Origin of the sequence: Streptomyces sp. NPDC019531 (assembly GCF_044903305.1) — a bacterium.
Lineage (GTDB): Bacteria > Actinomycetota > Actinomycetes > Streptomycetales > Streptomycetaceae > Streptomyces.
The window spans coordinates 62,484-89,162 of the sequence record NZ_JBJDQL010000041.1 but is presented as its reverse complement, the minus strand read 5'-3'; the positions used below and the strand labels follow the sequence as shown (position 1 = coordinate 89,162).

Below are 26,679 nucleotides of genomic sequence, written 5' to 3'. Positions count from 1 at the left end.
ACCCACCCGCACGCGCTACACAAACCCCCACCGAACCGAAACAGGCCGCCGCAGGCATTCAGGGGCGCGGGGAACTGCGCAAAACGCCCGCCCCCACCCACCCCGCACCGGCATTACACCTCCAACATGACCAGAACCCCCGCCTCCGACCGCTCACCCCCACCCCCCGAGAACCACTTCGGACACGCGTCCACCGACCGCAACGTCCGCCGCCCCGGCCCCGCCCCGCCGAAGTCCTGGGTCACGACCTGCACCCCCCGCACCCGACCACGCACCTCCGGCAGCCGCCCCCCGTGCGTCTCGACCGTGAGCAGCCCGCCGACCCGGATCGCGCCCCCCGACCCCATCACGCTCTCCGAAACCGCGACGACCAGCCCGTTCTCGTCCCGCAGCACCCGCACGGCCCCCTGCTCCACCACCCCGACGAGCTCGGTGAGCTGATCGTGCCAGCCGCCCCCGAGCACATCGTCGGCGGCTTGGAACAGCAGCGGCCAGCGAACCTCCTCCCCCACCGAGAACGGCGTACCGCAGCACTCCATCTGCCAGTCTTCGTAGAACACCTGCCAGAGACCCATGTCTCCACCCTCCACGGAACCCTCCCCCCACCGCGAGACGTTTTCACCTGTGCCCGGTACCGTCGGGCAGTCCCACCGCGTGCTCGTTCAGTCCAGGGAGCCCCATGACCACCGCCACCACCCGCCACAGCGACCGGCGGATCAGCCCCGTCTTCATCGGGATCGTCGCCGTGACGGCGGTGACGGGCTGGGCCACCTGGACCGGTTTCTCCGAGAAACCGGGCATCGCGGTGTTCCTGTTCGTGACCGGCGCCTGGATCGTCTCCCTCTGCCTGCACGAGTACGCACACGCGCGTACCGCCCTGCACAGCGGCGACATCACGATCGGCGCGAAGGGCTACTTGAGCCTCAATCCTCTCGCCTACACGCACGCCCTGCTCAGCATCGTGCTGCCCGTGCTGTTCGTGATCATGGGCGGTATCGGTCTGCCCGGCGGCGCCGTGTTCATCGAGCGCGACCGGATCCGGGGCCGCTGGAGGCACAGCCTGATCTCGGCGGCGGGCCCGCTGACGAACGTCCTGTTCGCTGCCGTGTGTACCGCCCCCTTCTGGCTGGACGCCCTCGACGGGGTCCCGCGGGACTTCCGGTACGCGCTCGCGTTCCTCGCGCTGCTCCAGGTCTCCGCCGCGCTCCTGAACTTCCTGCCGGTGCCGGGCCTGGACGGCTACGGCGTCATCGAGCCCTGGCTGTCCCACTCCGTCAAGCGCCAGGTGGAACCCTTCGCGCCGTTCGGTCTGCTGTTCGTGTTCGCGCTGCTGTGGGTGCCGGCGGTCAACCACGTGTTCTTCGACGTGATCGACTCGATTCTGGCCTCGCTCGGCATCAACGATCTTGAGACGTACTGCGGCCAGGACCTGTACCGGTTCTGGCAGACGAGCGATTTCTGCTCGGTCAGCGGGTGACGGACTTCTCGGCCCGGCCGCGCTTCAGGTAGTACCAGCACATGTTGGACGACAGCCCCGCCAGCAGCACCCACACGACCCCCAGCCAGCTGCCCTGCGCGAAGGAGACGACCGCCGCCGCGACGGCGAGCAGGCACACGGCGAGGGCGTAGAGGGCGAGTCGCCGGGCTGGGTCGGGTGGGAACAAGGGAGGCATTTCCACGGGCTCCTGTCAGGGGGACACTGCTGCGCTACGGCGTCCAGTGTCCCCCATCGCCTCACACGTCCGTGACCCGCAGCCCCGCATGCGCCTTGTACCGCCGGTTCACCGAGATCAGGTTCGCGACCAGCGACTCGACCTGGTGGGCGTTGCGCAGTCGGCCCGCGAAGACACCGCGCATGCCGGGGATACGGCCGGCCAGCGCCTGCACGATCTCCACGTCGGCCCGCACCTCACCCAGCACCATGACGTCGGTGTCGATCTCCTCGATCTCCGGGTCCTGGAGCAGCACGGCCGACAGATGGTGGAAGGCGGCGGTGACCCGCGAGTCCGGCAACAGCAAGGCGGCCTGCTCGGCGGCGCTGCCCTCCTCCGGCTTCAGCGCGTAGGCGCCCTTCTTGTCGAAGCCGAGCGGGTTGACGCAGTCGACGACGAGCTTGCCGGTCAGTTCCTCGCGCAGCGACTCCAGCGTCTTGCCGTGTCCGTCCCACGGCACGGCGACGATCACGATGTCGCTGCGGCGCGCGGTCTCGGCGTTGTCCGCGCCCTCGACACCGTGGCCGAGTTCGTCGGCGGCGGCCTGGGCGCGGTCGGCGGCCCGCGAGCCGATGATCACCTTCTGGCCCGCCCTGGCGAGCCGGTAGGCCAGGCCCTTGCCCTGCGGGCCGGTCCCGCCGAGCACGCCGACGACGAGCCCGGAGACGTCGGGGAGGTCCCACGGGTCCTTGGCGGGAGCCTGCTGTGCACTGTCGGTAGAGGTCATGGGCCGACTTTACGTGCGCCCCGGCGGCCCCGACGGGTCAGGTGAGCCGCGTCACGGCACCCCGTGCGGTCAGTGGAGCCCCGTCACGGGCACCCGCCGGAACGCGATCCGTTCGTAGGCGCCGAAGTCCCCGGTCTCGTAGCGGAGTCCGACGGTCGAGTCGTCGATCCGGACCAGGTCGGAGTAGGCGGCGGGCAGCCCATCAGCGGTGTGCACGGGCCGCCATCCGCGCCCCCGTCCTCGGAGGCGCGGATGGTCATCAGGCCACGCCCGTCGGGGAAGGCGGGCCCCTCCAATCCCCACGCCGGGCGAATTCGGGGTGAACTGCGGGTCACAAAGGGCCGCTTGCGGCAGGATGCGACCCCATGGACGCCGTACGGGTCGCGCTGCTGCGCGAAGTGCTTGCCGGGACCGAGTGGTTGGGGGCCACGGGACGCTTCGCGGGCGTGCTGCGGGGGTCGGTGGTCTCGCACGGCGGTGGGCTCCTCCTGGTCGGCACACCGGAGTACGAGCCGTGGCACCTGGCGGCCCATCTGGTCGACGAGGCCGCCTGGTCGGGCACCCCGGAACTGGCCCCCACTCTGGTACGCCATGACGCCCGCCCCACCGACCCCGCGCACCTGTCGGTGGGCCCTGGACGCCTGGCGGCGGCCCGCCGCGGCGAAACCCTGCTCGTGGTGGCCCCCAACGACCCGGCCGCCGCACTCCTGGAGCACGTCCATGACGCCCGCCGGTCCGGCGCGACGATCCTGTCGCTCGGCCCCGACGAGGGCGAACTCGCCGCGATGGCCCACGAGTCACTCGCGGTACCGCAGGGCACGGACCTCGATCTGGACACCGTGCAGCACCTGGTGAGCGCGGCGGCCGGAGAGAACGCGGTCCCCGCACCCCGGGGTCAACGCCGCTTCCGGGACCGCCTGTCGAGACTGGCCGACCACCTGACGGCACCACCGCCGACCCGCTGGTAGCACCCACGGCTCACCGCGCGAGGCAGCCCACCTCGCTGCCCACCGAGAAGCGCCTGCCCGTCCGGTGCCGCTCCCCGGACCATGGCCCTTCGTGACCACGCCCCCGCACCCACCCCCTTCCGGCCTGCGCGCCAGTCCTGACCTTCGTCGCGCCGCCGGTCCAGCTGAAGGAGCTGACCGGGTCGGCCGCGGCGGTGGGTGCGATCGGCGCCGTGGAACTGATCCCCCTCCTCGTCTTCGGGCTGTACGGCGGGGTGCTCGCCGACACCTGGGACAAGCGGAAGCTGATCGTGTGGACGGAGCCGGACATGCCTCTTGAGCGCGGCGCGGCTGCTCACCACTGATGACGTACGACGCAGGTGAAGGAACAGCGGGCCGCGGCCCGGGTGTGATCAGTCGTCCTCCCGGCCTCCCGCCGGGGCGTCGTGCCACTTGGGGTCGTTCTCCCACTCGAGGTTGCGCTCACGGGCCGTCGCCATGGCGTGCTCTGCCTCCGCACGGCTGGCGTAGGGCCCGAACCGGTCCTTGGCCGGACACTCCGGCCCCTCCTCGACCTTCTTGTGCTCCAGGCAGTAGTACCACTCGCCCGCCTTGCCGACCGTGCGCTTCTTGAACAAGGGCATGACCTGCTCCTCTCGCCACCGACATGTTCCCCCATCGCCGCTGGATAGACTCGTCGGCATGTCTGGCCAGTCGCTGCTCGTGCCCGGGGATCTGTCCCCCATCCGTTCCGTGCCCGGAAACATCCGTCGCCCCGAGTACGTCGGCAGGCCCGCGCCGACGCCGTACACGGGTCCGGAGGTGCAGACTCCGGAGACCGTCGAGGCGATGCGGATCGCCGGCCGTATCGCGGCCCGGGCGATGGCGGAGGCCGCGAAGCTGATCGCCCCCGGGGTGACCACCGACGAACTGGACAAGGTGGCGCACGAGTACATGTGCGACCACGGCGCCTACCCGTCGACGCTCGGCTACCGGGGCTTCCCGAAGTCCCTGTGCACCAGTCTCAACGAGGTGATCTGCCACGGCATTCCGGACTCCACGGTCCTGCGGGACGGCGACATCATCAACCTCGACGTGACCGCGTACATCGGCGGGGTGCACGGCGACAACAACGCGACGTACCTGGTCGGCGAGGTCGACGAGGAGAGCCGGCTGCTCGTGGAGCGCACCCGCGAGTCCCTGACCCGTGCGATCAAGGCGGTCAAGCCGGGCCGCCAGATCAACATCATCGGCCGTGTGATCGAGTCGTACGCCAAGCGTTTCGGCTACGGCGTGGTCCGCGACTTCACCGGCCACGGCATCAACTCCTCCTTCCACAGCGGCCTGATCATCCCGCACTACGACAGCCCGCACGCGACGACGCTCATCCAGCCCGGCATGACCTTCACGATCGAGCCGATGCTGACGCTCGGGACGCACGAGTACGACATGTGGGACGACGGCTGGACGGTCGTCACGAAGGACCGCAAGCGCACGGCACAGTTCGAGCACACGCTGGTGGTGACCGAGACGGGCGCGGAGGTCCTGACGCTGCCGTAGCGCACCCGAGGACCCGTTCCCTGCTGGGGACGGGTCTTTTCTTGTACGCTTTTACCGACAGGTCGTCGGTAAACCCATTGACTTAGGTAAGGCTTACCTTAGAGGATGTGCTGTATGGACTCCTTCTCGACAGTCATCCGCACCGCGTCCCATGAGCAGCACATGGAGGCCGAGACCTCGTCGTTCATGAGCGATCTGCTCGGCGGCGGGCTGGGCGTCGCCGCGTACGCGCGCTACACCGAGCAACTGTGGTTCGTCTACGAGGCGTTGGAGGCCGGAGCCGAGAAGCTGGCGTCGGACCCGGTGGCGGGTGCCTTCATCCAGCCGGAGTTGTTCCGGCTGCGGGCGCTGGAGCGGGACCTGGCCCACCTGCGGGGCCCGAAGTGGCGTGGGAGCGTCTCGGTGCTTCCCGCCACACGGACCTACGCGGACCGGGTGCGTGAGTGCGCGGAGTCCTGGCCCGCCGGCTACATCGCCCACCACTACACGCGCTACCTCGGCGACCTCTCCGGCGGCCAGATCATCCGCGACAGGGCGGAGAATACCTGGGGCTTCGAGAAGAAGGGCGACGGCGTCCGCTTCTACGTCTTCGAGGAGATCCCCAATCCCGCCGCGTTCAAGCGGGGTTACCGCGAACTCCTGGACGCGGTCCTCGCGGACGACCTGGAGAAGCAGCGGATCGTCGCCGAATGCAAGCGGGCGTTCGCGCTGAACACGAACGTCTTCCGGGCACTGGGCGAGGAGTTCCCGCTCAGCGCCTAGCGCTCCGGCTGGCGTTCGAGGAGGACGCGGCCGCCGATCTCGACCCAGCCGTACGGCTGTGGGGCGGTGAGGATCTGGGATCCCGCGCCTTGGGTGATGTTCAGGGCCCGGCCCAGTTCGGCGGTCAGCTGGAGAGCGGCCGCCCCGGTCGCCTCGTCCTCGTCCTCGTCCACACCGTCCCCGCGGCCCGGAAACCCACGGGCCCGAATCCGCCCGGCGGCCTCGTCCTCCCACGCCCAGGCGTAGATCCACTCACCGGCCGGCGGCACCGTCAGATCGTCCACCTCGGCGGCGGAGCCGTACTGCCGGAACGTCCGCGGCGCCGCCCATTCCGCCCGCGCCTCGATCCAACTGAACTCACCGTCGAGCCGCGCGCCCACGGCCCCGGCGGGCGTGACGAGTTCCGGCACGTCGAGCAACCAGGCCGCCCCGACGCAGGGATACCCGGCGAACGCCAGCCGCACGGAAGGGGTGTAGATGTCGATGATCCCCCGCTCGGGATCGTCCACGAACACGGTCTCACTGAACCCGAGCTTCGCGGCGAACGCCTGTCGCTCGTCCCGGTCCGGCAGCACGGACCCCTCACGGACGACACCGAGCTCATTGCCGTAGCCGCCGTTCGGCGCGCAGAAGACGCGCAGCACGTCGTAGTCAGTCACGGGGGAATTGAAGCATCCGCAACGAAGCACCACAGAACAGGTGGGAAATGACCGTACTGGAGAAGGCAGTTGAGCGGGCGGATGCCGAGGCGCCGCCCCGAAGACGCCGCACCACCGCGTGGCTGCTGACCGTGGTGCTGGTCGTCGCCCTTCTCGTCCTCGTGCCGGTCGCGGCCGGGATCGGCGCCTATCCGGTGCCCGTCGGTGATGTGCTCGCCTCCGTGCAGCACAGAGTCGGGCTCGGCGGCGGGGAGTTGGACCGGGTCGCCGAGTCGGTGCTGTGGAACGTGCGGTTTCCGCGGATCGTGCTCGCGGTGCTCATCGGGGCGTCGCTGGGGTGCGCGGGGGCGTTGATGCAGGGGGTGTTCGGGAACCCGCTCGCCGAACCGAGCACGATCGGGGTCTCGTCGGGGGCGGCGGTCGGGGCGGTCGCGTCGATCTCGCTCGGGCTGGACTTCCTCGGGACCTGGACGCTGCCGTCGATGGCCTTCGTCGCCGGGCTCGGCACGGTGTTGCTGGTGTACGCGATGTCCCGGTCGGGCGGGCGTACGGAGGTCGTGACGCTGATCCTCATGGGGATCGCGGTGAACGCGTTCACGGGGGCGCTGATCGGGCTGTTCATCTTCCTCGCGGACACGGCCGCGGTGAACCAGATCACGTTCTGGCAGCTGGGGTCGCTGGCGCAGTCGACGTGGCCGAAGGTGCTGGCGGTGCTGCCGTGTGCGGTGCTCGGGCTGGTGGTCTCACCGCTGTACGCGCGCCGCCTGGACCTGCTGTCGCTCGGCGACCGGCCCGCCCGTCATCTCGGGGTGGACGTGGAGCGGCTCCGGATTCTGCTGATGTTCGTGGTCGCGCTGCTGACGGCCGCGGCGGTGAGTGTGTCGGGGGTGATCGGGTTCGTGGGGCTGGTCGTTCCGCACCTGCTGCGGATGGTGGCGGGGCCGGGGCATCGGTTCCTCATCCCCGGCAGTGCGCTGGGCGGGGCGGTGGTGCTGCTGGCGGCGGATCTCGCTGCGCGGACGGTGGCGGCGCCGGCGGAGTTGCCGCTCGGTGTTCTGACGGCCCTGCTGGGGAGCCCGTTCTTCTTCTGGCTGCTGCGGAGGACGCGGCGGCGGCAAGGGGGGTGGGCATGAGGGTTCTGTGCCGTCTGCGGGTGCGTGGGGGCTGGTCGCGCCCACGCGGCGGAGCCGCAAATCGACTCAGCCCCGCGCCCCTGAAAAGCATCCACCTCACCCTCCTCACACAAGGACCCCCGTCATGAGACTCCTCCGCCCTCGCCCCACCCCTCCTCCCCCGGCCGCAGCCGGAGACATCCTCGCCGAAGCCGAGGCACTGCACGTCCGGCTCGGCGCCCGGGACGTCCTGACCGGCGTCGACATCGCCGCCCGTGCCGGTGAGGTGCTCGCGCTCGTCGGGCCCAACGGGGCCGGGAAGTCCACTCTGCTCGGGGCGCTCGCCGGTGATCTGGCGGCCGCCGAGGGGATCGTACGGATTCATGGGCGCCCTGCGACCGAATGGTCCGCTCCCGAGCTCGCGCTGCGGCGGGCCGTGCTCCCCCAGTCGGCGGCCCTCTCCTTCCCCTTCAGCGTCGACGACGTCGTCCGGATGGGGCGTGCCCCCTGGGCCGCCGTGGACCCCGACGGAGACGATCGCGCCGTAGCCGACGCCATGGCCGCCACCGAGGTCACCCGGTTCGCCGCGCGGCCGTTCTCCGCGCTGAGCGGCGGCGAGCGGGCCCGGGTCGCGCTCGCCCGGGTGCTGGCTCAGCGCGCGCCCCTGCTGCTGCTCGACGAGCCGACCGCCGCGCTCGACCTCAAGCATCAGGAGCTGGTGCTGCGGGTCTGCCGGGAAAGGGCGCACGCCGGTGACGCGGTGGTCGTGGTGTTGCACGATCTGGGGCTCGCCGCCGCCTACGCGCACCGGGTCGCGATCCTGTGCGCCGGCCGGGTCGCGGCCGACGGACCGCCGGGCGAGATCTTCGACGAGCGGCTGCTCTCCGAGGTCTATGACCAGCCCGTCGAGGTTCTTCCGCATCCCCGGAACGGATCCCTCCTCGTGACCCCGAGGCGGAGCCTTTGAATCTCCCTTGACCTTTACTTGACGACGATTTTGAGCCATACATAGATAAGCCTCAGATAAGTTAGGCGAGCCTCACCAATCTTCAGGAGCTCGTATGCGCGTCGCCAGACTGTCCCTTGTCACCGCCACCGCCGTGGCGGCCCTGACCGCCGTCACGGGATGCACGGAGAAGGGAAGCTCCAGCGGCAGCGACCGGGTGATCGACGTGACCGCCACCGACAGCAAGTGCGAGGTCTCCAAGAAGGAGTTCCCGGCCGGCCATCTGGAGCTGGCGATCGAGAACAAGGGCTCCAAGGTCACCGAGGTCTACATCCTCTTCCCCGACGACCGGATCGTCAGCGAGCGGGAGAACATCGGCCCCGGCACCAAGCAGACGGTCACCGCCGAGGTGAAGGCGGGCGACTACACGATCGCCTGCAAGCCCGGCATGAAGGGCGACGGCATCCGCCAGGCCGTCAAGGCCACCGGCGGGACCGTGGCCAAGCGCGACCCGCGGCTCGACGCGGCCGTCGCCGCGTACCGCAAGTACGCGCAGGAGCAGGCCGACGCGACGCTGCCGCTGGCGAAGACGTTCGCCGCCGCGGTCAAGGCCGGAGACCTGGAGGCCGCCAAGAAGGCCTACGCCCCCTCCCGCATCGGCTGGGAGCGCACCGAGCCGGTGGCCGAGTCCTTCGGTGACATCGACCCGAAGGTCGACGTGCGCGCGGACGGGCTTGAGGACGGCCAGAAGTGGACCGGCTGGCACCGCCTGGAGAAGTCCCTCTGGCAGGACAAGAAGATCACCGCCGAGGACAAGACCCTCGCCGACCAGCTGATCACCGACCTCACCGACTGGCAGCAGCGGGTCGGCAAGGCCGACATCACCCCGACCTCCATGGCCAACGGCGCCAAGGAACTCCTCGACGAGGTCGCCACCGGCAAGGTCACCGGCGAGGAGGAGCGCTACTCGCACACCGACCTCGTCGACTTCAAGGCCAATGTCGAGGGCGCCGAGAAGTCGTACGAGCTGCTGAAGCCGGTCACCAAGGAGAACGACGCCGCCCTGGTCACCGAGCTCGACAAGCAGTTCGCCGCCCTGAACACGCTGCTCGACAAGTACCGGGCCGACAAGTCGTCGTACGACTTCACCTCCTACGACAAGGTCGGCGAGGCCGATCGCAAGCAGCTGTCGGACGGCGTGAACGCGCTCGCGGAGCCGCTGTCCAAGCTCGCCGCCGCCGTCGTCACCAAGTCCTCCTGAGGCAGGGGCCATGACGGACACAGAGAAGGCCCCGGCAACGGGCTCGACTCCCTCGCGCCGCACGCTGATGGGCTGGGGCGGTGCCGGGCTCGCGCTCGGTGCCGCCGCGGCCGGTGGCGCGGTCGCGATGGCCCGCGACGGCGACGACCTGGAGCCGACCGCCGCCGAGGCGGGCGGCGAGGTCGACTTCCACGGCACCCACCAGGCGGGCATCGCCACACCCGTGCAGGACCGGCTGCACTTCGCCGCGTTCGACGTGACGACCGAGGACCGCGCCGAGTTCGTGCAGATGCTCAAGGACTGGACGGCCGCGGCCCGGCGGATGACCTCGGGCAAGGCGGTCGGCGAGGGGGCGTACGGCGGTCTCGCCGAGGCCCCGCCGGACGACACCGGTGAGGCGCTGGGGCTCAAGCCCTCGCGGCTGACACTGACGATCGGCTTCGGCCCTTCCCTCTTCGGGAAGTTCGACCTGGCCGACCGGCGTCCCGAGGCACTCGTCGACCTGCCCCAGTTCGCCGGGGACAACCTCGACAAGAACCGCAGCGGCGGCGACCTGTGCGTCCAGGCCTGCGCGGACGACCCGCAGGTCGCCGTGCACGCGATCCGCAACCTCGCCCGGATCGGCTTCGGCAAGGTCGTCATCAGGTGGTCGCAGCTCGGCTTCGGCAAGACGTCCTCGACGACGCCCGACGCGCAGACCCCGCGCAACCTGCTGGGCTTCAAGGACGGCACCCGCAACATCGCGGGCACCGAGACGGACCGGCTGAAGAAGTTCGTGTGGGTGGACTCCGCCAAGGAGGCCAAGGACGCCCCGTGGATGAACGGCGGCTCTTACCTCGTCGCCCGCCGTATCCGTATGCACATCGAGCCCTGGGACCGCACCTCCCTGCAGGAGCAGGAGGACATCATCGGCCGGGACAAGGGCGAGGGCGCCCCGGTGGGCAAGGCCAAGGAACGCGACAAGCCGTTCCTGCCGGCGATGAAGCCCGACGCGCACGTCCGGCTGGCGCACCCCGACTCCAACCACGGGGCGACGATCCTGCGCCGCGGCTACTCCTTCACCGACGGCACGGACGGTCTGGGCCGTCTGGAGGCGGGCCTGTTCTTCCTGGCGTACCAGAAGGACGTCCGCGAGGGCTTCATCCGGATCCAGCGTCATCTGGCCACCGACGCGCTCAACGAGTACATCCAGCACGTGGGTTCAGCGGTCTTCGCCGTCCCGCCCGGCGTCCGCGACAAGGACGACTGGTGGGGCAGCACGCTGTTCTCCAAGGAGGCGTAGCCCGTGTTCTCCAACTACCTGATCGGTCTGCGCGAGGGCCTGGAGGCCTCTCTCGTCGTCTGCATCCTCATCGCCTACCTGGTGAAGACGGGCCGCAGGGACGCCCTGAGGCCCATCTGGATCGGCATCGGCGTCGCCCTCGCGCTCGCCCTCGGTTTCGGGTGCGCCCTCGAATTCGGCTCCCAGGAGCTGACGTTCGAGGCACAGGAAGCCCTCGGCGGCTCCCTGTCGATCCTCGCGGTCGGCCTGGTGACCTGGATGGTCTTCTGGATGCGGCGCACCGCCCGGCACCTCAAGGCGGAGCTGCACGGCAAGCTCGACGCGGCCCTGCAGATGGGCACCGGCGCCCTGGTCGCCACCGCGTTCCTCGCGGTCGGCCGGGAGGGCCTGGAGACCGCCCTGTTCGTGTGGGCGTCGGTCCGCGCGGCCGGTGACGGCACCCCGCGCCCGCTGGTCGGGGTGGCGCTCGGCATCCTGACGGCGGTCGTCCTGGGCTGGTTGTTCTACCGCGGCGCCCTGCGCATCAACCTCTCCAAGTTCTTCACGTGGACCGGCGGCATGCTGGTCGTCGTGGCCGCGGGCGTGCTGGCGTACGGCTTCCACGACCTGCAGGAGGCGGACTGGCTGCCGGGCCTGAACAGCAAGGCCTTCGACATCAGCGACACCATCCCGCCGGACAGCTGGTACGGCACCCTCCTCAAGGGCGTGTTCAACTTCCAGCCGGACCCGACGGTCCTTCAGGTCACGGTGTGGCTGCTGTACTTGATCCCGACGCTCGCGCTGTTCCTCGTCCCGGTAGGGTTCGCCTCCGGGAAGGGGAAGGTGAAGGCACCTGATGAGCAGGGATCGCGGCCCTCGAAGGCTCCGCAGGCTTGACCGGAGCGCACTGATAGCAGCCTCTGTGACCGCTTTGTCGTTGACGGCGAGCGGATGCATGGTGGTGCACGGGGAGCGGGAGGTGCTCCCCGCGACCACCAGGGCGGAGGCCGCCAAGGCGCTCCAGCAGTTCACAAACGCGTACAACGCGGCGGACAAGGCGTACGACAGCTCGCTGGACGCCACCCATGTCACCGGCGCGCTCGCCGCCATCGACGCGGCACGGCTGAAGGCCGGCAAGGTGAACAGCCCGAGCGGCAACGCCTCGCACACGCCGCTGAAGCTGTCGGACGTGAAGTACACCATCCCGAAGAAGGCGGGCTGGCCGCGCTGGTTCGTCGCCGACGCGGCCGGCAACAAGGGCGGCACCGCGCGCTGGCTGCTCCTGTTCACCCGCAACGGCCTGGACGAGCCGTTCCAGGCGGCGTATCTGACGCTGGTGGCGCCGGGCAAGGTGCCGGAGTTCACGAAGGACGCGGACGGCTGGGCCGAGGCCGTGCCGGTGAACTCGGCCGAACTGGCCGTCCCGCCCGCCGAGGTGGGCAAGGAGTACGCGACCTATCTCAAGAGCGGCGGCGACACCTTCGCGGACGGCGCGTACACCAGCACATGGCGCACGCAGCGCGAGAAGGACGGCAAGCGGCCGGGTCTGGTCACCCAGTACATCGACGAACCGATGACGAGCGGCGACTACGCGCCGCTGGCGCTGCGTACGACGGACGGCGGGGCGCTGGTGTTCTTCGCCACGCACCTCTACACCAAGCAGACGGCCGCCCCGGGCACCTCGATCCCCGCCACCGACGATGTGCAGGCCCTGACGACCGGCGAGATCAAGCAGTCCCTGACGATGGAGATCGTCTCGAACTCGGTGGCCGTCGACCCGCCGAAGGGTTCGGGCGACCAGCAGGTCACGGTGCTCGGCCGGATCCAGGGGCTGACGTCCGCGAAGGGCTCGTAGGAACGGCCGCGACCGGTCCGCTAGGGCCTGTTCCAGGTTTCCCGTCGTCCGCCCGAAGGGCGGGCCCTGCGGCGTCCGGTGCGGTGCCTCGGCGTGCGGCCGTATCGTCCTCGTACTGGACGTACTTGGATGATTCGGCCGTGCGGCGGTGGGGGCCCCTCCCGCTCGAGCGAAGCCGAGAGTGGGGGAGCCGTGCCGGGCGTCGCGGGGCAGACGGGAAACCTGGAACAGGCCCTAACGGCGCAGGGGCCAGGCCGCGCTCGCGTGGTCCGGCTCCTCGCCGACGTGGCGGGCGCAGACATCGGTGAGGACTTCCAGGAGGCTCAGCGGGTCGGGCAGCGGGTGTTCGAGGCCGCGTACCCAGTGCACGGCCTGGTCGCCGGGGAGCCGGGCGGGCGGTACCAGGACGTAGGAGCCGCGGCAGTGCCAGCGCAGGCCGGGGTGTTCGTCCGCGGTCTCGGGGTGGCAGTCAAGCTCGCACGGCCACCACTCGTCCTCGTCCTCGGGGGTGCCGCGGGTGAGGGTGAAGAACAGGAGCCGGCCGTCGTCGCTCTCGGCGACGGGTCCGACCTCGATCCCGGAGCCGAGAAGCCGCTGCAGTGCTTCCCGTCCGGCCTCCAGGGGGACGTCCAGGACGTCGTGGACCATGCCGGTCGCGGTGATGAAGTTGGCCTGCGGCTGGTGCCGGGCCCAGCGCTCGATCTGCGCGCGGTCGGTGGTCGACTGGGTCTGCCAGGCGAAGGACACGGGATGCCGGGCGGGCGTGGGACATCCGACCCGGTCGCACGAGCACCGGTACCCGGGGGCGGGGTGGGCGGCGGGTGCCAGTGGCAGCCCGGCTCCGGCGGCGGCGAGCAGCAGGGCCTCACGACCGCCGGCGTCCCCGGCGGCCTCCTTCGGCCGGCGTCCGCGCAGCCACTGGGAGAGTTTGCCCTGCAGGCCGGTCCGGCCCCCCGACTCCGCGCTCATATACCACCCTCGCCTCGCTGTCGTGCGGAACAGCATGCCCTATGGTCCCATCTTCCTCCGCTCCGGGGTGCCCTGAACCGACATGACGGACACACGCCGCTTCTCAGCGGGGTGCGATGCCGTGGAGGGCGTAGTCGACGAGGGTGTCGGTGTAGTCGTAGGAGATCGGGCCGGTGTACTGGAGCCAGCGCTGGGCGAGGGGGGAGACCCAGAGTTCCAGGGCGATGCGCGGGTCGACCTCCGGGCGCACCTGGCCGGCCTCCTGGGCGGCGCGCACCCGGTCGACGTACAGCTGGAGCGACGGTTCGAGGAGTTTGGTCATGAAGGCCCGGCCGACCTGCTCGTTGACGACCCCCTCGGCCGCCAGGGCCCGGGACGGGGCTTCGAAACGGGGGTCCTGGAGCTGGTCGACGGTGAGCCGCAGCACGGCCTTGAGGTCGGCGGCGAGGTCACCGGTGTCGGGGATGGCGTACGTCGCCTGGGGACCGGCCTCCCGCGACGCCTGTTCGCCCAGGTCGAGAAAGGCCTCCATCAGCACCTCCGCCTTCGACGACCACCACCGGTAGATCGTCTGCTTCCCGACCCCGGCGCGGGCCGCGATGCCCTCGACGGTGGTCTTGGGGTAGCCGACCTCCGCGACGAGGGCGAGGGCGGCGTCGTAGATGGCACGGCGGGACTTCTCGCTGCGGCGAGTGGCGTCAGGGGTGGGCTGCTTGACCATGGGGGGACGGTAACAGGGGGGTGAGACGGGGCGTCTCGTTGCGGGATGGTCCCTTGAACGCCGTACAGGCACTCCCAGCCCGTCTGGGGGCACCCCCTCTGGGGGAGATTGAGGACGAGGCCCTTCGGGCCGATGGGGGGTCTGGGGGCGCAGCCCCCAGGGACGGGACGGGTAGGGGCGGCGGGGGCGAGAAAAGAGCGGCGGTACGGCAGCTACGGCAGGGGCCAGGGGTCACCCCACGCCGCGTCCCGCGCCGCCTTGTACAGGTCGCCGTGGCGCTTCGTGACCGTGCGACGGGTCAGCTGTTCGTCGGACTCGCACAGATCCAGGAGCACCTGCCCCTTACGGATCTGCGGCCGGCGGATCACCCGGGCAGAGGCCGCGACGGCCGGCAGCCGCGTGGCCGCCACATAGCTGAACTTCTCGTCCTCGTACGGCAGCGAGCCGCCCTTGACCTGACGGTGCAGCGACGAACGGCTCACCCTCGCCGAGAAGTGGCACCAGTCCACACCGGGCACGATCGGACAGCCGGCGCTGTGGGGACAGGGCGCGGCGATACGGAACCCCGCCGCGATCAGGCGGTCGCGGGCCTCGATGACGCGGGCGTACCCGGCGGGCGTCCCGGCCTCGACGATCACGACCGTCTGCGCCGACGCCGCCGCCGTGTCCACGAGGACGGTGCGGTCGTCGGGCGTGAGTTCGTTGAGGACGTAGGAGACGGTGACCAGGTCGGTGGCGGCGAGGGTGAGGTCCTTGCCGATCCTGGTGCGCCGCCACTGGGCGTCCTTCAGGGCCGGATTGGCGGCGGCGATCTCACGGCCGAGGGCGAGCGCGGGGTCGGACCAGTCGAGCACCGTGACCGTGCGGTCGCCGGGCCAGGTGGCGGTGACGGCCCAGGTGGCGGCACCGGTTCCGCCGCCGACGTCGGTGTGGCTGGTGGGGGTCCATTCGGGGGTGGCCGCGGCGAGGGCTTCCAGGGCCGCGTGGACCGCCTCGAAGGTGGCGGGCATGCGGTAGGCGGCGTAGGCCGCGACGTCCGCGCGGTCGCGGAGGATGGGGGTGTCGGTGGGGGTGGCTCCGCGGTAGTTGGCGATCAGGCGGTCCACCGCCTGGGACGCCTGCTTCGGGGGGAGGCCGTCGAGGAGGGTGGCGAGGGTGGTGCGGAGGGTTTCGGCCGGGGGGGCGGGGGCGGTCACGCGGAGATTCTATGGGTGACCGGCGCGGGGGGTGGGGCTGGTGGTTTTCTCGCCCCCGCCGCCCCTACCCGTCCCGTCCCTGGGGGCTGCGCCCCCAGACCCCCATCGGCCCGAAAGGCCTCGTCCTCAAACGCCGGACGGGCTGGATTGCGCCCCCGTGACTGGATTACGCCCCCCTGACCGCCCGTGCCACCCTCGTCCCCGCCGCCGCCCTCGGGCGGTTGTCCGGTGGGCGTCTTCTGGGGTGGACCGTGTTGGCCAGGAGGATGAGGAAAGTGTCCGTTGCCGGGTCCAGGACCAGGGAGGTTCCGGTGAAGCCCGTGTGGCCCGCCGCTCCACGGCCCGCCAGGTCGCCCATGAACCACTTCTGGTCGATGGCGAAGCCCAGGCCGGGCGGGGTCAGGAGGAGTTCCACGAAGTCCGGGCCGAGGATGCGGGCGGGACCGTACGCGCCGCCTGCCAACAACGCGCGGCTGAAGATCGCCAGGTCGCGGGCCGTGGAGAAGAGGCCCGCGTGGCCTGCGACGCCGCCTAGCGCCCAGGCGTTCTCGTCGTGGACCACACCCCGCAGCATCCCCCGGTCCGCCTTGGCCCACGGCCGCCGTTGGTCCTCCGTGGCCGCCGCGCCCGGGCAGGGACCGAAGCGGGTGGACGTCATGCCCAGGGGTCGGGTGATGCCCTCGTGGACGAGGACGTCGAGGGAGCTGCCGGTGATGCGTTCCAGGACGTACTGGAGGAGCAGCGGGTTCAGGTCGGAGTACGTGTACGTGCCGGGGACCCCGATGGGCGGCTCGGCGCGCAGGAGGTTCAGACGTTCCTTGTCGTCGGCACAGTCGTAGAGGGGAAGTTCGGGGCGCAGACCCGAGGTGTGGGTGAGCAGCTCGCGGACGGTGATGCCGTGGGTCGCGGCCGCCGTGAACTCCGGGAGGTACGCCCCCACCCTGGCGTCGATGCCCAGCGTGCCGCGCTCGATCTGCTGCACCGCCGCCACCGCCGTGAACAGCTTGGTGAGGGAGGCCAGGTCGAAGGGGGTGTCCACGCTGACGGGGACACGAGCTTCCGGGGCGAGTTCCACGCCCGCGTCCGTCTCGGGGTCGTAGGACTCGTAGCGGACGGCCCAGCCCGCCGCCTCCTCCACGGCGATCACCGGCCCGCGCCCGGCGGCCAGGGCGGCGCCCGCGGCCCAGGGGCGGTCACCGGTGGTGAGCGCGTGGAACTCCCGGACGAGATGACGGAGTTCGTCGGGGTCGAGCCCGGCCCTCTCCGGTGTGTCGCTGCGCAGTCTCGGTGCGCTCAGTTCTCCGCTCCCTCCATAGTCGTACGCCTGTTCCAAGGACGGCACATTGCCATGAAACACGCAAGCGCTACCAGTGCCGCCGCCAGTTGCACGACCGCCATCGGGACGGCCGTGTCCTCCCCGCCCATCCCGACCAGTGGGGAGGCGATCGCGCCGATGAGGAAGGAGGACGTGCCGAGCAGGGCGGACGCGGAGCCCGCGGAGTGCTTGGTGCGCAGGAGGGCGAGGGACTGGGCGTTGGGCAGGGTGACGCCCATCGCCGACATCAGGACGAAGAGGGCCGCGGCCACGGGCACCAGACCCACCTCGCCGAAGACCCCCGTCGACATCAGCAGCAGGGCCGTGGCCGCCGCCGTCACGATCAGCAGGCCCGCGCCCAGCACCCGGTCCAGGCTGACCCGTCCCACCAGCACCTTGCCGTTGATCTGGCCGACCACGACCAGGCCGACCGAGTTCACGCCGAACAGCAGGCTGAACGTCTGCGGGGAGGCTCCGTAGATCTCCTGGATCACGAACGGGGACGCCGAGATGTAGGCGAACAGGGCGGCGAAGGCGAAGCCGCCGGTGAGCATGTAGCCGGTGAAGGGCAGGTCGGAGAGCAGTCGGCGCATCGAGTGCAGGGCGTCGCCGACACCACCGGTGTGCCGGTCGGCCGCCGGCAGGGTCTCGGGCAGTCGCGCCCAGACCAGGGCGGCGAGCAGCGCGCCGATGACCGTCAGGACCACGAAGACGCCCCGCCAGTCCGTCACCCGCAGGATCTGCCCGCCGATCAGCGGCGCCACGATCGGCGCGACCCCGCCGATCAGCATGAGGGTGGAGAAGAAGCGGGCCATCGCCACACCGTCGTACAGGTCGCGGACCACGGCCCGGGCGATCACTATGCCCGCCGCGCCCGCGAGGCCCTGCGCGAGGCGGAAGGCGACCAGGAACTCCACCGTCGGCGCGAGGGCGCACAGCGCGGTGGCGACGACGTACACCAGGAGACCGGTCAGCAGCGGGCGCCGGCGGCCCCAGCGGTCGCTCATCGGGCCGACCACCAGCTGTCCGAGCGCCATGCCGAGCAGACAGGCGGTGAGGGTGAGCTGGACGGTGGCGGCGGGCGCGTGCAGCGAGTCGGTGACCTCCGGCAGCGAGGGGAGGTACATGTCCATCGCCAGCGGTGGCGTGGCGGTGAGGCCGCCGAGGAGGAGGGTGACGAGCAGGCTTGTGCGGCGCACGGCGATGGCGGCCGGTTCCGCGTCCGGTACGGCCGCCTGCTGTTCCACGTGCGGTGTCGACGCCCCCTGCTCGGGCATGTGCCCCTCCCTCTCCCAGCACTGCGCTGTCCCGGGGGGAACCCCCGGACCCCCGGGCACCTATGCTCTCAGCTCGTACAAGGTGGCGACGGTCATGTGAGCGAGGGTGGAGCCGGGATGACGGAGCAGAGCGTGCGCTGGGGGATTCTGGCGACGGGTGGGATCGCGGCCGCGTTCACCGCTGACCTCGTCGATCTGCCGGACGCGGAGGTCGTCGCGGTGGCCTCGCGGTCCGAGGACTCGGCGAAGGCGTTCGCGGAGCGGTTCGGGATCGAGCGGGCCTACGGCGACTGGGGCGCCCTGGCCGAGGACGCGGACATCGATGTCGTGTACGTGGCGACCCCGCACTCGGCGCACCGCGCGGCCGCCGGGCTGTGTCTGACCGCCGGACGCAATGTGCTGTGCGAGAAGGCGTTCACGCTCAACGTCCGGGAGGCCGAGGAGCTCGTCGCGCTCGCCAAGGAGCACGACCGCTTCCTCATGGAGGCCATGTGGATGTACTGCAATCCGCTGGTCCGGCGGCTGAAGGCCCTCGTCGACGACGGCGCGATCGGTGAAGTCCGCACCGTGCAGGCCGACTTCGGGCTCGCCGGGCCCTTCCCGCCCGCGCACCGGCTGCGGGACCCGGCACAGGGTGGCGGTGCGCTGCTCGACCTCGGGGTGTATCCGGTGTCGTTCGCGCATCTGCTGCTCGGGGAGCCGTCGGACGTCACGGCGAAGGCGGTGCTGTCCGAGGAGGGCGTCGACCTGCAGACCGGCGCGCTGCTCTCCTGGGACAGCGGTGCGCTCGCCTCGCTGCACTGCTCCCTGACCGGCGGCACCGCCACGATCGCCTCGGTCACCGGATCGCTGGGCCGGATCGACATCCCCAACGGCTTCTTCCACCCGGACCGTTTCGTCCTGCACCGGGACGGCCGGGACCCGGAGGAGTTCGTGGCCGACCCGGCCGACGGGCCCCGCAACAGCCTCAAGCACGAGGCCCGCGAGGTGATGCGGGCGCTGCGGGCCGGTGAGAAGGAGTCTCCGCTGGTGCCGTTGGAGGGCACCCTCGCGGTGATGCGGACGCTCGACGCGGTACGGGACCGGATCGGCGTCCGCTACCCGGGAGAGGTCGCCGGGGAGCACGTCGGGGTCGTCACGCCGGTGTGAGCCCCGGGTTCCCCACCTCCGTGCCCGCGGGGGCGGCGGCACCCGCATGACGGACCGGGACTTCCGTCTCGTGGAGCCTCACCTACGCTGCGGGCCCATGGACACCAAGAATGCGAAGACCGCGGTGGTGACCGGCGCGGGCTCCGGGATCGGCCGCGCGGTCGTGGTGGAACTGCTGGGTACGGGCTGGTCGGTGGTACTGGCGGGGCGGCGGACGCAGACGCTGGAGGAGACGGCGGCCGTGGTGCCCGAGGGCGCCGCTCTCACCGTACGCACGGATGTCTCGCGGCCCGAGGACGTGGCCGCGCTCTTCGGTGCCGCCGTGGAGCGGTTCGGCCGGGTCGACCTGCTGTTCAACAACGCGGGGACGTTCGGTCCCGGCGGGGTGCCGGTGGAGGAACTGCCGTACGACGCCTGGCGGCATGTGGTGGACACCAACCTCAACGGGGCGTTCCTGTGCGCGCAGGCGGCGTACCGGCAGATGAAGGAACAGGACCCGCAAGGCGGCCGGATCATCAACAACGGGTCGATCTCGGCTCATGCGCCCCGGCCGCACTCCGTCGCCTACACCACGACCAAGCACGCTCTCACAGGCCTCACCAAGTCCCTGTCGCTGGACGGGCGGCCGTACGGCATCGCGGTGGGGCAGATCGACATCGGGAACGCGGCGACCGACATGACCGCGAGCATGGGGACCGGGGCGCTGCAGGCCAACGGGGAGGTCGCGCCGGAACCCGTGATGGACGTGGCCGACGTGGCGCGCACGGTGCGGCACATGGCGGAGCTGCCGCTGGAGGCGAACGTGCAGTTCGCGACCGTACTGGCGACGGCGATGCCGTACGTGGGGCGTGGCTGAGCGGCCGTGGGCGTGGCCGGGCAGCCGATTTCCACAAGCGGAATGTGTTCATCCGCCCCATACGGGCCGGTCGGCGGCCTATGCTCGTCACGTCTCCTCCACAAGAGCTACACATATGGAGGAGTGGCGTTCCGCTGACCGCCCGAGGGGGGAGGCGGCGGCCGTCCATGGGCCGGGTGGGGGTGGATCTCGCGTGGGACCGCGAGGTGCGCACCGGCCCGTGGACGGCCGCCGCGCACATTCTCAGCTCACGCACATCCCTTCTCAGCCTGCACACATCCCTTACTCACGGCCCCGCAATGCTGCGTCCCTACCTTGATGCCGCGCCCACAGCGGGCGCCAAGAACCTTCGAGGAACGGGATGTTTGGCATCTATCTCAAGCGCGAGCTGGGCCGGCGCAAGAAGGCGGCTCTGGTCATCGCTCTGGGTCTGGCGCTCGGTATCGCCCTGGTCATCACCGTGAACTCGGTGTCGGCCGGTATGACACAGGCTCAGGACAAGGTCCTGAAGTCGCTCTACGGCCTCGGCACCGACATGACCGTCACCAAGGCACGGTCGGCGCCGACGGACAACAGTTCGGGCAGACCGAACTTCCAGTTCGACGCCAGCTCCAACGACAGCGACGACACGCAGAGCTCCGACCGCGTGATGACCCAGGGTGGTCAGGCCCTGGCGTCCAGCGTGGTCACCAAGGTCTCCAAGCAGAGTGGCGTGGCGAGCGCGGTGGGCGCGCTGACCCTGAACGTCACCAAGGTCGACGGCTCCTTCACCCAGGGCAAGGCGCAGTCGCAGAGCAGCGGCTCCTCCCAGTCGCAGGGCCAGGGCGGTCCGGGCGGCGGCGGCAACAGCAGCGGCAGCACCGCCGCGCCCCAGGTGCAGGGCGGCGGCGCCAACTTCGACGTGAACTCCTACTCTGTCGCCGGCGTGGACGTCACCGACCAGACGCTCGGCCCGCTGGCCGGCTCGAAGATCACCACCGGCAAGACCTTCACGGCCACGCAGACCAACGCGAAGGTCGCGGTCGTCAGCAAGTCGTACGCCAAGGAGAACTCCCTCAAGGTCGGCAAGACCCTGACGATCTCCGGCACCAAGTACACGATCATCGGCATCGCGACGCCCGACAGCAGCGAGTCCACCACCGACGTCTACCTGCCTCTGAAGCAGGCGCAGACGCTGGCCGACGCCAAGAACCAGGTCACCACGGTCTACGTCAAGGCGACCGACTCCCAGAAGATCGACGCGGTCAAGGCGGCGATCCAGAAGAACATCTCCGGTACGACCGTCACGACCTCCGCCGACCTCGCGGAGACCGTCTCCGGCTCGCTGTCCACCGCCTCGAACCTCGCGACCAGCGTCGGCAAGTGGCTCTCCATCGCCGTTCTCGCCGCCGCCTTCCTGGTGGCCGCGCTGCTGACCTCCTCGGCGGTCTCCCGACGGGTGCGTGAGTTCGGCACCCTGAAGGCGCTCGGCTGGCCCAGCCGCCGGGTGACCCGGCAGGTCGTCGGCGAGTCGATGGTGAACGGCCTGCTCGGCGGTGTCCTCGGCATCGGCCTCGGCCTCGCCGCCGCGTACGCCGTCACCATGATCAGCCCCAAGCTGACCGCACAGCTCGGCAACACCGGCGGCGGTGGCGGCGCGGGCGGCCCTGGCGGTGGCGGCGGCCCCGGCCAGCAGTCCACCCAGAACACCATGGAGATCGCGCTGTCCGCGCCGGTCTCGATGACCACCATCGCCCTCGCGGTGGGCCTCGCGGTGACCGGCGGTCTGATCGCCGGTGCGATGGGCGGCTGGCGTGCCTCCCGGATGCGGCCTGCCGACGCGCTGCGCAGCGTCTCGTAACACCCCCCTGTGCTGGGGCGCCGTGTCCACTCCCCCCGGGACGCGGCGCCCCACCCCCCTCTTCCTCTACGGAGCTCTCATGTACAGACTCACCGGCGTCACCAAGCGCTACTCGCGCGGCAAGGAGACGATCGAGGCACTGCGTGGCGTGGACCTCACCATCGAGGACGGCGACCAGCTGGTCATCCAGGGCCCCACCGGCGGCGGCAAGTCCACCCTCCTCCAGATGATCGGCGGCCTCGACCGGCCGACCGAGGGCAGCGTCGAGCTGGACGGCGTCGACCTCGCGCGCATCAGCGAGGCCAAGCTGACGCGGCTGCGGGCCGAGAAGATCGGCATCATCTTCCAGTCGTTCAACCTGATCCCGACGCTCACCGCTCAGGAGAACGTCGAGACCGCGCTGGTCCCGCTCGGTGTGAAGCCGGCGGAACGGCGTGAGCGGGCCGCGGAGGCGCTCCGCTCGGTAGGGCTGGGTGAGCGGCTCACCCACGCGCCCTCAGAACTGTCGGGTGGTCAGCAGCAGCGGGTGGCCATCGCGCGTGCGCTGGTCAAGAAGCCGAAGGTGTTGCTGGCCGACGAGCCGACCGGCAACCTCGACGAGTCGATGCGGGACGAGATCATGGCACTGCTGGAAGGGCTGTGGCACGAGTACGGGTTGACGTTCATCCTGGTCACGCATGACTCGTCGATCGCTCGGCGGTCGCCGCGGCTGGCGACGATCAAGGCGGGGCAGATCACATTGACCGAGCAGGCGGTCGCTCAGGGGTCCTAGTCAGTCGTTCGGCCGCGGCGTCGTCGTGGCTGGTCGCGCAGTTCGCCGCGCCCCTACGGGGCGCTTCCGCTCACCGTTCGAGAATGCGGTTGACCTCGGTCAGCTGGTCGGCGGTGAGCGGTCCCTTTTCCATTGCTGCCGCGTTCTGCTCCGCCTGGGCCACGGAACGGAAACCCGGGATCGGGATCGTGTGTGAGCTGCGCGCCCACAGCCAGGCCAACGCGCCCTGTGCGAGCGTACGGTCGTTGCTCGTCAGGATCTCCTTCAGCGCGTCGATCCTCGCCAGCCACTGCGGGTCGGCCGTCGTGCCGTCTCCGAAGCCCTGGAGCCAGGCCGGGGGGTTGCTGCGGATGTCGCCGGCGTCCTGCGACCCTTGGCGCTTCCCTGCCAGCAACCCCATCGCCAGCGGTCTGCGGTTGATGCTCGCCAGGTTCGACTCCTCGCACAGGGAGAGCATGTCGGGGGCGTCCTGCATCACGTTCAGCGCATGCTGTACGGCCACGCAGTGCTCCCCCTGCGCGAACACCGCGGCGCGGGCCGGGTCGTCGGTGCTCCAGGCGTAGGCACGGATCAGACCCTCGCTCACGAACTCCTCGCACAGGTCCCGGAGTTCGGCCGCGAGCGCCGGGTCGAGATCGGAGAGGTGGAGCTGGTAGAGGTCCACGTGGTCGGTGCCGAGGCGGGCGAGGGACGCGGTGAGCGCGTGGCGGGCGTAGGCCGGGGTGTGGTCGTGGCCGGTGAGGGTGCGGGTGTTCTCGTCGAAGACGTTGCCCCACTTGGTGGCGAGGACGACGTCGTCACGCCGTTTGCCCAGCGCCCGTCCCAGCACTCGCTCGCTGTGCCCGGCGCCGTAGGTGTCCGCCGTGTCGAAGAAGGTGACGCCCAGGTCGAGGGCGCGTCGGATCGCCCGTACGGACTCCTCGTCGTCGACCCTGCCCCAGCCGAGGGGCTGTCCATCGGCGGCCTGCCACTCCCCGCCGATCGCCCAGCAGCCGAACCCGAGCGCGCTGACCTCGATGCCGGAACGGCCGAGAGTGCGTGTGATCTCCATGCCTGAGAACGTTAGGAGTTGGAGCGCACACGAAGGCAAGAGGCCGTACGGGATCTCTACGCCTGGCCGGTCTCGAAGCGGGCGATCCTGCCGTCCTCGCCGACCGTGAAGTCCCAGCGGGTGCGCATCTCGCCCCAGGCGTCGTTGCGGTAGTGGGCGAGGAGGGAACGGCCGCCGTTGGACTCGTTGTCGACGTCGAGATGGCCGTTGGAGGAGAAGATCTCCCGGTCGATCCAGTCGTCGAGGTCGCGGTCGCTGCCGTCGTCCGCCATGGTCGCGCCGGGCGCGAGCAGGGCCAGGAAGGCGTCCCGGTCATGGGCGTTGACAGCGGTGACGAAGGCGCGGACGGCCGGGTCGCTGAGTCTGGCGGTCTGAATCGTCATGCCAGTCAGACTCACACCGCGTCCACGAGGCCGCCACCCGAACGGCGGCCCGGGTGTCCCGGACGGGTGTGAGCGGTGCGACGGTGGAAACGCGAGGGGGGTCTCGTTCCACTTCTCGTACTGGGAGTCATCGTGAGCGCTTACGACCGACGCGATCTGGGCCTGCTGCTGCTCCGGCTGGGAACCGGGGGTGTGCTGGCCGCCCACGGCGCGCAGAAACTGCTCGGCTGGTTCGGCGGGGGTGGCATCGAGGGGACCGGCCAGTTCATGGAGTCCGTCGGGTACGCGCCGGGCCGGGCCAGCGCGACGGCGGCGGGGCTGGCCGAGGCGGGCGGCGGCACGCTGCTGGCGCTGGGCCTCGCGACCCCGGCGGCGGGTGCGGCGGCGGCCGGGGCGATGACCGGCGCGTCCGCGGTGCACGCGCCCAACGGCTTCTTCAACCAGAGCGGCGGCTACGAGTACGCGGCCACGCTGGGCCTGACGGCGGCCGGTCTCGCGGTCACGGGCCCCGGCAGGCTCTCCCTGGACCACGCGCTCGGCCACACGGTGAACCGGGGCTGGATGGTGCCGGCGGCGCTCGGGGCGACGGGGCTGGTGACGGCGCTGATCGTGGGGGCGCGCAATCGCCGGCTGCGGGAGAAGGAGGGCGGCGACGACACGCAGACGGCGCTCTTCGAGGAACAGGAGGCGCTGTTCGGGGAGTAATGGCCCGTCCGGGAGGAATGGGTGGCCCGTGCGAGAGGGGTGGCAGCCCGTGGGAGGCTGCTCCGCATGAGTGAGCACGACACGTCCTCCGAGGACCTCTGGAAGTCCGTCGACGCCCTGTGGACCTGGCTGGAGACGGATCAGCCGGTGGGCGGCCGCGAGGGTCTTCTCCTGCGGATGCTGAAGCTCTCCGAGGAGGTCGGTGAGGTCTCCGAGGCCGTCATCGGCGCGCTCGGCCAGAACCCCCGCAAGGGTGTCACCCACACCTGGGAGGACGTGCAGGGCGAGCTCTGCGACGTGGTGATCACCGCGCTGGTGGCGCTGCGCACGCTGACCCCGGACACCCGCGAGGTCTTCCACCGCCATCTGATCCGGGTGGCGGAGCGTTCACTCGGCCCCGAGGCGGCCTGAACCCTCACCCGGTCGGCCTACGCCCCCAGGCACCCCGCACCCCGCCCCTCGGACGATGAACCGGATGACGGCCACGTCCGAGGAGACCCATGAACGCCGCCCCCACGCCCTCCACGGAGTTCAGCGAGCCGGACTACGCGGCCCGTATGACCAGGGCCGCAAGGGAAGCGATCGAGGCCGGCCTCGCCGGGCTGCTCATCACCCCCGGCCCCGACCTGGTGTGGCTGTGCGGCTACCGTCCCGCCGCGGCGACCGAGCGCCTGACCCTCCTCGTGCTCTCCCCCGGCGCCGAACCCCGCCTGCTGGTCCCGGCCCTGGAACGCCCCGCCGCGGAGGCCGCCCCCGCCGCGGGCGCGGTACGCGTCTCCGACTGGAGCGACGGTCAGGACCCGTACGCCGCCGCCACCGGCCTCCTCCTCCCCAATGGCCGCTACGGCGTCTCCGACACGACCTGGGCCCTGCACCTGCTGGGCCTTCAGGAGGCCCTGCCGTTGACGGCCTACCGCCCGCTGACCGTCGTACTCCCGCTGCTCCGCGCGGTGAAGGACGAGCACGAGGTGGCCCGTCTCGCCGTGGCGGGAGCGGCGGCGGACGCGGCGTACGAGGAGATCCTTTCCGTCCGTTTCACCGGCCGCCGCGAAATCGACGTGGCCACCGACCTGGCCCGTCTGCTCCGCGAACACGGCCACAGCCAGGTCGACTTCACGGTGGTCGCCTCCGGCCCGCACAGTGCGGACCCCCACCACGGGGCCGGCGACCGGGTGATCGAGCACGGCGACACGGTCGTCCTCGCCTTCGGCGGCCTCAGGGACGGCTACGCCTCCGAGACCGCCCGCACGGTCCACGTCGGCGAACCCACGGAGGAGGAGCGCACGGTCCACGACCTCGTCCGTACGGCCCAGCAGGCGGCCTTCGAGGCGGTCGCCCCGGGCGTCTCCTGCCAGGACGTCGCCCAGCGGGCCCGCACGGTCGTCGCGGACGCGGGGTACGGAACGTACTTCACCCACCGCACCGGCCACGGCGTGGGCATCGCGACCCACGAGCCGCCGTATCTGGTCGAGGGCGAGGAGACCGCGCTGGTGCCCGGCATGTGCTTCGCCGTCGAGCCCGGGGTGTATCTGCCGGGGCGGTTCGGGGTGCGGATCGAGGATGTCGTGACCTGCACGGCGGACGGGGTCAGGCGGCTCAGCGCGACGGATCAGGCGATGGCGATCGTGGAATGAGCGATCTCC

Annotated in this window: 29 protein-coding genes and 2 pseudogenes; 18 read left to right on the top strand and 13 right to left on the bottom strand. The window is 70.9% G+C overall.

All coding sequences use genetic code 11. From position 1 onward, the window contains the following. Positions 1-113 precede the first annotated feature (113 nt). The gene (locus ACI2L1_RS34900; RefSeq protein ID WP_404743423.1) at positions 114-575 is read right to left on the bottom strand and encodes a DUF6578 domain-containing protein; all 462 of its coding nucleotides are present in this window, start codon (positions 573-575) and stop codon (positions 114-116) included. Positions 576-679: 104 nt separating this feature from the next. Between ACI2L1_RS34900 and ACI2L1_RS34895 the strand changes: the two genes are divergently transcribed. Next, a complete protein-coding gene (locus ACI2L1_RS34895; RefSeq protein WP_404743422.1) occupies positions 680-1,477 on the top strand; it encodes a site-2 protease family protein in 798 nt (265 codons plus the stop codon). On the opposite strand, the gene ACI2L1_RS34890 is transcribed toward ACI2L1_RS34895, so the two are convergent. From ACI2L1_RS34890 to ACI2L1_RS34880, 3 genes and pseudogenes are all read right to left on the bottom strand, one after another. Then, a complete protein-coding gene (locus ACI2L1_RS34890; RefSeq protein ID WP_404743421.1) occupies positions 1,467-1,673 on the bottom strand; it encodes a hypothetical protein in 207 nt (68 codons plus the stop codon). The genes ACI2L1_RS34895 and ACI2L1_RS34890 overlap by 11 nt on opposite strands. A 61-nt stretch (positions 1,674-1,734) precedes the next feature. After that, positions 1,735-2,439: an NADPH-dependent F420 reductase gene (npdG, locus tag ACI2L1_RS34885; RefSeq protein ID WP_404743420.1), complete on the bottom strand. Its 705-nt coding sequence runs from the start codon at positions 2,437-2,439 to the stop codon at positions 1,735-1,737. Positions 2,440-2,508: 69 nt separating this feature from the next. Further along, positions 2,509-2,729, bottom strand: a pseudogene (locus ACI2L1_RS34880) (exo-alpha-sialidase); the annotation flags it as partial. A gap of 75 nt (positions 2,730-2,804) precedes the next feature. Here ACI2L1_RS34880 and ACI2L1_RS34875 point away from each other — a divergent pair. Continuing rightward, a complete protein-coding gene (locus ACI2L1_RS34875) occupies positions 2,805-3,407 on the top strand; it encodes a hypothetical protein (RefSeq protein ID WP_404743419.1) in 603 nt (200 codons plus the stop codon). Between the two features lie 137 nt (positions 3,408-3,544). Then, positions 3,545-3,709 (top strand): annotated as a pseudogene (locus ACI2L1_RS34870) (MFS transporter); the annotation flags it as partial. 90 nt (positions 3,710-3,799) lie between these two features. Here the strand turns inward: ACI2L1_RS34870 and ACI2L1_RS34865 are convergent. Further along, positions 3,800-4,030: a hypothetical protein gene (locus ACI2L1_RS34865; RefSeq protein ID WP_404743418.1), complete on the bottom strand. Its 231-nt coding sequence runs from the start codon at positions 4,028-4,030 to the stop codon at positions 3,800-3,802. A 58-nt stretch (positions 4,031-4,088) separates the two neighbouring features. Between ACI2L1_RS34865 and map the strand changes: the two genes are divergently transcribed. Together map and ACI2L1_RS34855 are read left to right on the top strand one after the other, a co-directional pair. Beyond that, a complete protein-coding gene (map, locus tag ACI2L1_RS34860; RefSeq protein WP_404743417.1) occupies positions 4,089-4,946 on the top strand; it encodes a type I methionyl aminopeptidase in 858 nt (285 codons plus the stop codon). Positions 4,947-5,060: 114 nt separating this feature from the next. After that, positions 5,061-5,708 carry a heme oxygenase (biliverdin-producing) gene (locus tag ACI2L1_RS34855; protein WP_404743416.1) on the top strand — a complete coding sequence of 216 codons (648 nt, stop codon included), beginning with the start codon at positions 5,061-5,063 and terminating at the stop codon, positions 5,706-5,708. Here ACI2L1_RS34855 and ACI2L1_RS34850 read toward each other — a convergent pair. Then, the gene (locus ACI2L1_RS34850) at positions 5,705-6,367 is read right to left on the bottom strand and encodes a PhzF family phenazine biosynthesis protein (protein ID WP_404743415.1); all 663 of its coding nucleotides are present in this window, start codon (positions 6,365-6,367) and stop codon (positions 5,705-5,707) included. The genes ACI2L1_RS34855 and ACI2L1_RS34850 overlap by 4 nt on opposite strands. Positions 6,368-6,414: 47 nt before the next feature. Between ACI2L1_RS34850 and ACI2L1_RS34845 the strand changes: the two genes are divergently transcribed. The 6 genes from ACI2L1_RS34845 to ACI2L1_RS34820 all read left to right on the top strand — a co-directional run bounded on the left by ACI2L1_RS34845 (position 6,415) and on the right by ACI2L1_RS34820 (position 12,802). After that, entirely contained in the window at positions 6,415-7,500 is a 1,086-nt protein-coding gene (locus ACI2L1_RS34845) for a FecCD family ABC transporter permease (protein ID WP_404743414.1), read from the top strand. A gap of 124 nt (positions 7,501-7,624) precedes the next feature. Then, positions 7,625-8,446 (top strand): heme ABC transporter ATP-binding protein, encoded by an 822-nt coding sequence (locus ACI2L1_RS34840; RefSeq protein ID WP_404743413.1) that lies wholly within the window; start codon positions 7,625-7,627, stop codon positions 8,444-8,446. Positions 8,447-8,540: 94 nt separating this feature from the next. Beyond that, the gene (gene efeO, locus ACI2L1_RS34835; RefSeq protein ID WP_404743412.1) at positions 8,541-9,686 is read left to right on the top strand and encodes an iron uptake system protein EfeO; all 1,146 of its coding nucleotides are present in this window, start codon (positions 8,541-8,543) and stop codon (positions 9,684-9,686) included. Positions 9,687-9,696: 10 nt separating this feature from the next. Continuing rightward, entirely contained in the window at positions 9,697-10,968 is a 1,272-nt protein-coding gene (gene efeB, locus ACI2L1_RS34830; RefSeq protein WP_404743411.1) for an iron uptake transporter deferrochelatase/peroxidase subunit, read from the top strand. 3 nt (positions 10,969-10,971) lie between these two features. Further along, positions 10,972-11,844 (top strand): iron uptake transporter permease EfeU, encoded by an 873-nt coding sequence (gene efeU / locus ACI2L1_RS34825; protein WP_404743410.1) that lies wholly within the window; start codon positions 10,972-10,974, stop codon positions 11,842-11,844. Beyond that, a complete protein-coding gene (locus ACI2L1_RS34820; RefSeq protein ID WP_404743409.1) occupies positions 11,804-12,802 on the top strand; it encodes a hypothetical protein in 999 nt (332 codons plus the stop codon). The genes efeU and ACI2L1_RS34820 overlap by 41 nt, the downstream gene beginning before the upstream one ends. 234 nt (positions 12,803-13,036) lie before the next feature. On the opposite strand, the gene ACI2L1_RS34815 is transcribed toward ACI2L1_RS34820, so the two are convergent. The 5 genes from ACI2L1_RS34815 to ACI2L1_RS34795 all read right to left on the bottom strand — a co-directional run bounded on the left by ACI2L1_RS34815 (position 13,037) and on the right by ACI2L1_RS34795 (position 18,280). Beyond that, a complete protein-coding gene (locus ACI2L1_RS34815; protein WP_404743408.1) occupies positions 13,037-13,771 on the bottom strand; it encodes a bifunctional DNA primase/polymerase in 735 nt (244 codons plus the stop codon). Between the two features lie 103 nt (positions 13,772-13,874). After that, positions 13,875-14,492, bottom strand: coding sequence for a TetR/AcrR family transcriptional regulator (locus tag ACI2L1_RS34810; RefSeq protein WP_404743407.1), 618 nt, complete (start codon positions 14,490-14,492; stop codon positions 13,875-13,877). 212 nt (positions 14,493-14,704) lie between these two features. Further along, positions 14,705-15,688, bottom strand: coding sequence for a small ribosomal subunit Rsm22 family protein (locus ACI2L1_RS34805; protein WP_404743406.1), 984 nt, complete (start codon positions 15,686-15,688; stop codon positions 14,705-14,707). A 166-nt stretch (positions 15,689-15,854) separates the two neighbouring features. Next, a complete protein-coding gene (locus ACI2L1_RS34800; RefSeq protein WP_404743405.1) occupies positions 15,855-17,030 on the bottom strand; it encodes a serine hydrolase domain-containing protein in 1,176 nt (391 codons plus the stop codon). Beyond that, positions 16,982-18,280 (bottom strand): multidrug effflux MFS transporter, encoded by a 1,299-nt coding sequence (locus tag ACI2L1_RS34795; RefSeq protein WP_404743404.1) that lies wholly within the window; start codon positions 18,278-18,280, stop codon positions 16,982-16,984. Before ACI2L1_RS34795 ends, ACI2L1_RS34800 begins: the two co-directional genes overlap by 49 nt. A gap of 117 nt (positions 18,281-18,397) precedes the next feature. Here ACI2L1_RS34795 and ACI2L1_RS34790 point away from each other — a divergent pair, with 117 nt between their 5' ends. The 4 genes from ACI2L1_RS34790 to ACI2L1_RS34775 all read left to right on the top strand — a co-directional run bounded on the left by ACI2L1_RS34790 (position 18,398) and on the right by ACI2L1_RS34775 (position 22,897). Then, on the top strand, positions 18,398-19,429 hold the full coding sequence (locus ACI2L1_RS34790; RefSeq protein ID WP_404743403.1) for a Gfo/Idh/MocA family protein: 1,032 nt from the start codon (positions 18,398-18,400) through the stop codon (positions 19,427-19,429). A gap of 97 nt (positions 19,430-19,526) precedes the next feature. Continuing rightward, positions 19,527-20,285 (top strand): SDR family oxidoreductase, encoded by a 759-nt coding sequence (locus tag ACI2L1_RS34785; protein WP_404743402.1) that lies wholly within the window; start codon positions 19,527-19,529, stop codon positions 20,283-20,285. A gap of 361 nt (positions 20,286-20,646) precedes the next feature. Then, a complete protein-coding gene (locus ACI2L1_RS34780) occupies positions 20,647-22,125 on the top strand; it encodes an ABC transporter permease (protein ID WP_404743401.1) in 1,479 nt (492 codons plus the stop codon). 79 nt (positions 22,126-22,204) lie between these two features. Further along, positions 22,205-22,897: an ABC transporter ATP-binding protein gene (locus tag ACI2L1_RS34775; RefSeq protein ID WP_404743400.1), complete on the top strand. Its 693-nt coding sequence runs from the start codon at positions 22,205-22,207 to the stop codon at positions 22,895-22,897. A gap of 70 nt (positions 22,898-22,967) precedes the next feature. Here the strand turns inward: ACI2L1_RS34775 and ACI2L1_RS34770 are convergent, their stop codons facing one another. Beyond that, positions 22,968-23,948: an aldo/keto reductase gene (locus tag ACI2L1_RS34770; protein ID WP_404743399.1), complete on the bottom strand. Its 981-nt coding sequence runs from the start codon at positions 23,946-23,948 to the stop codon at positions 22,968-22,970. 56 nt (positions 23,949-24,004) lie between these two features. Then, entirely contained in the window at positions 24,005-24,331 is a 327-nt protein-coding gene (locus ACI2L1_RS34765; protein ID WP_404743398.1) for a nuclear transport factor 2 family protein, read from the bottom strand. Between the two features lie 132 nt (positions 24,332-24,463). On the opposite strand from ACI2L1_RS34765, the gene ACI2L1_RS34760 reads away from it, so the two are divergent. The 3 genes from ACI2L1_RS34760 (at position 24,464) to ACI2L1_RS34750 (ending at position 26,670) form a co-directional block, all read left to right on the top strand. Then, a complete protein-coding gene (locus ACI2L1_RS34760; protein ID WP_404743397.1) occupies positions 24,464-25,036 on the top strand; it encodes a DoxX family protein in 573 nt (190 codons plus the stop codon). A 66-nt stretch (positions 25,037-25,102) separates the two neighbouring features. Continuing rightward, complete coding sequence (locus ACI2L1_RS34755) at positions 25,103-25,447, top strand: MazG-like family protein (protein ID WP_404743396.1); 345 nt, start codon at positions 25,103-25,105, stop codon at positions 25,445-25,447. Between the two features lie 89 nt (positions 25,448-25,536). Beyond that, the gene (locus ACI2L1_RS34750; RefSeq protein ID WP_404743395.1) at positions 25,537-26,670 is read left to right on the top strand and encodes a M24 family metallopeptidase; all 1,134 of its coding nucleotides are present in this window, start codon (positions 25,537-25,539) and stop codon (positions 26,668-26,670) included. The last annotated feature ends 9 nt before the right edge of the window (positions 26,671-26,679 follow it).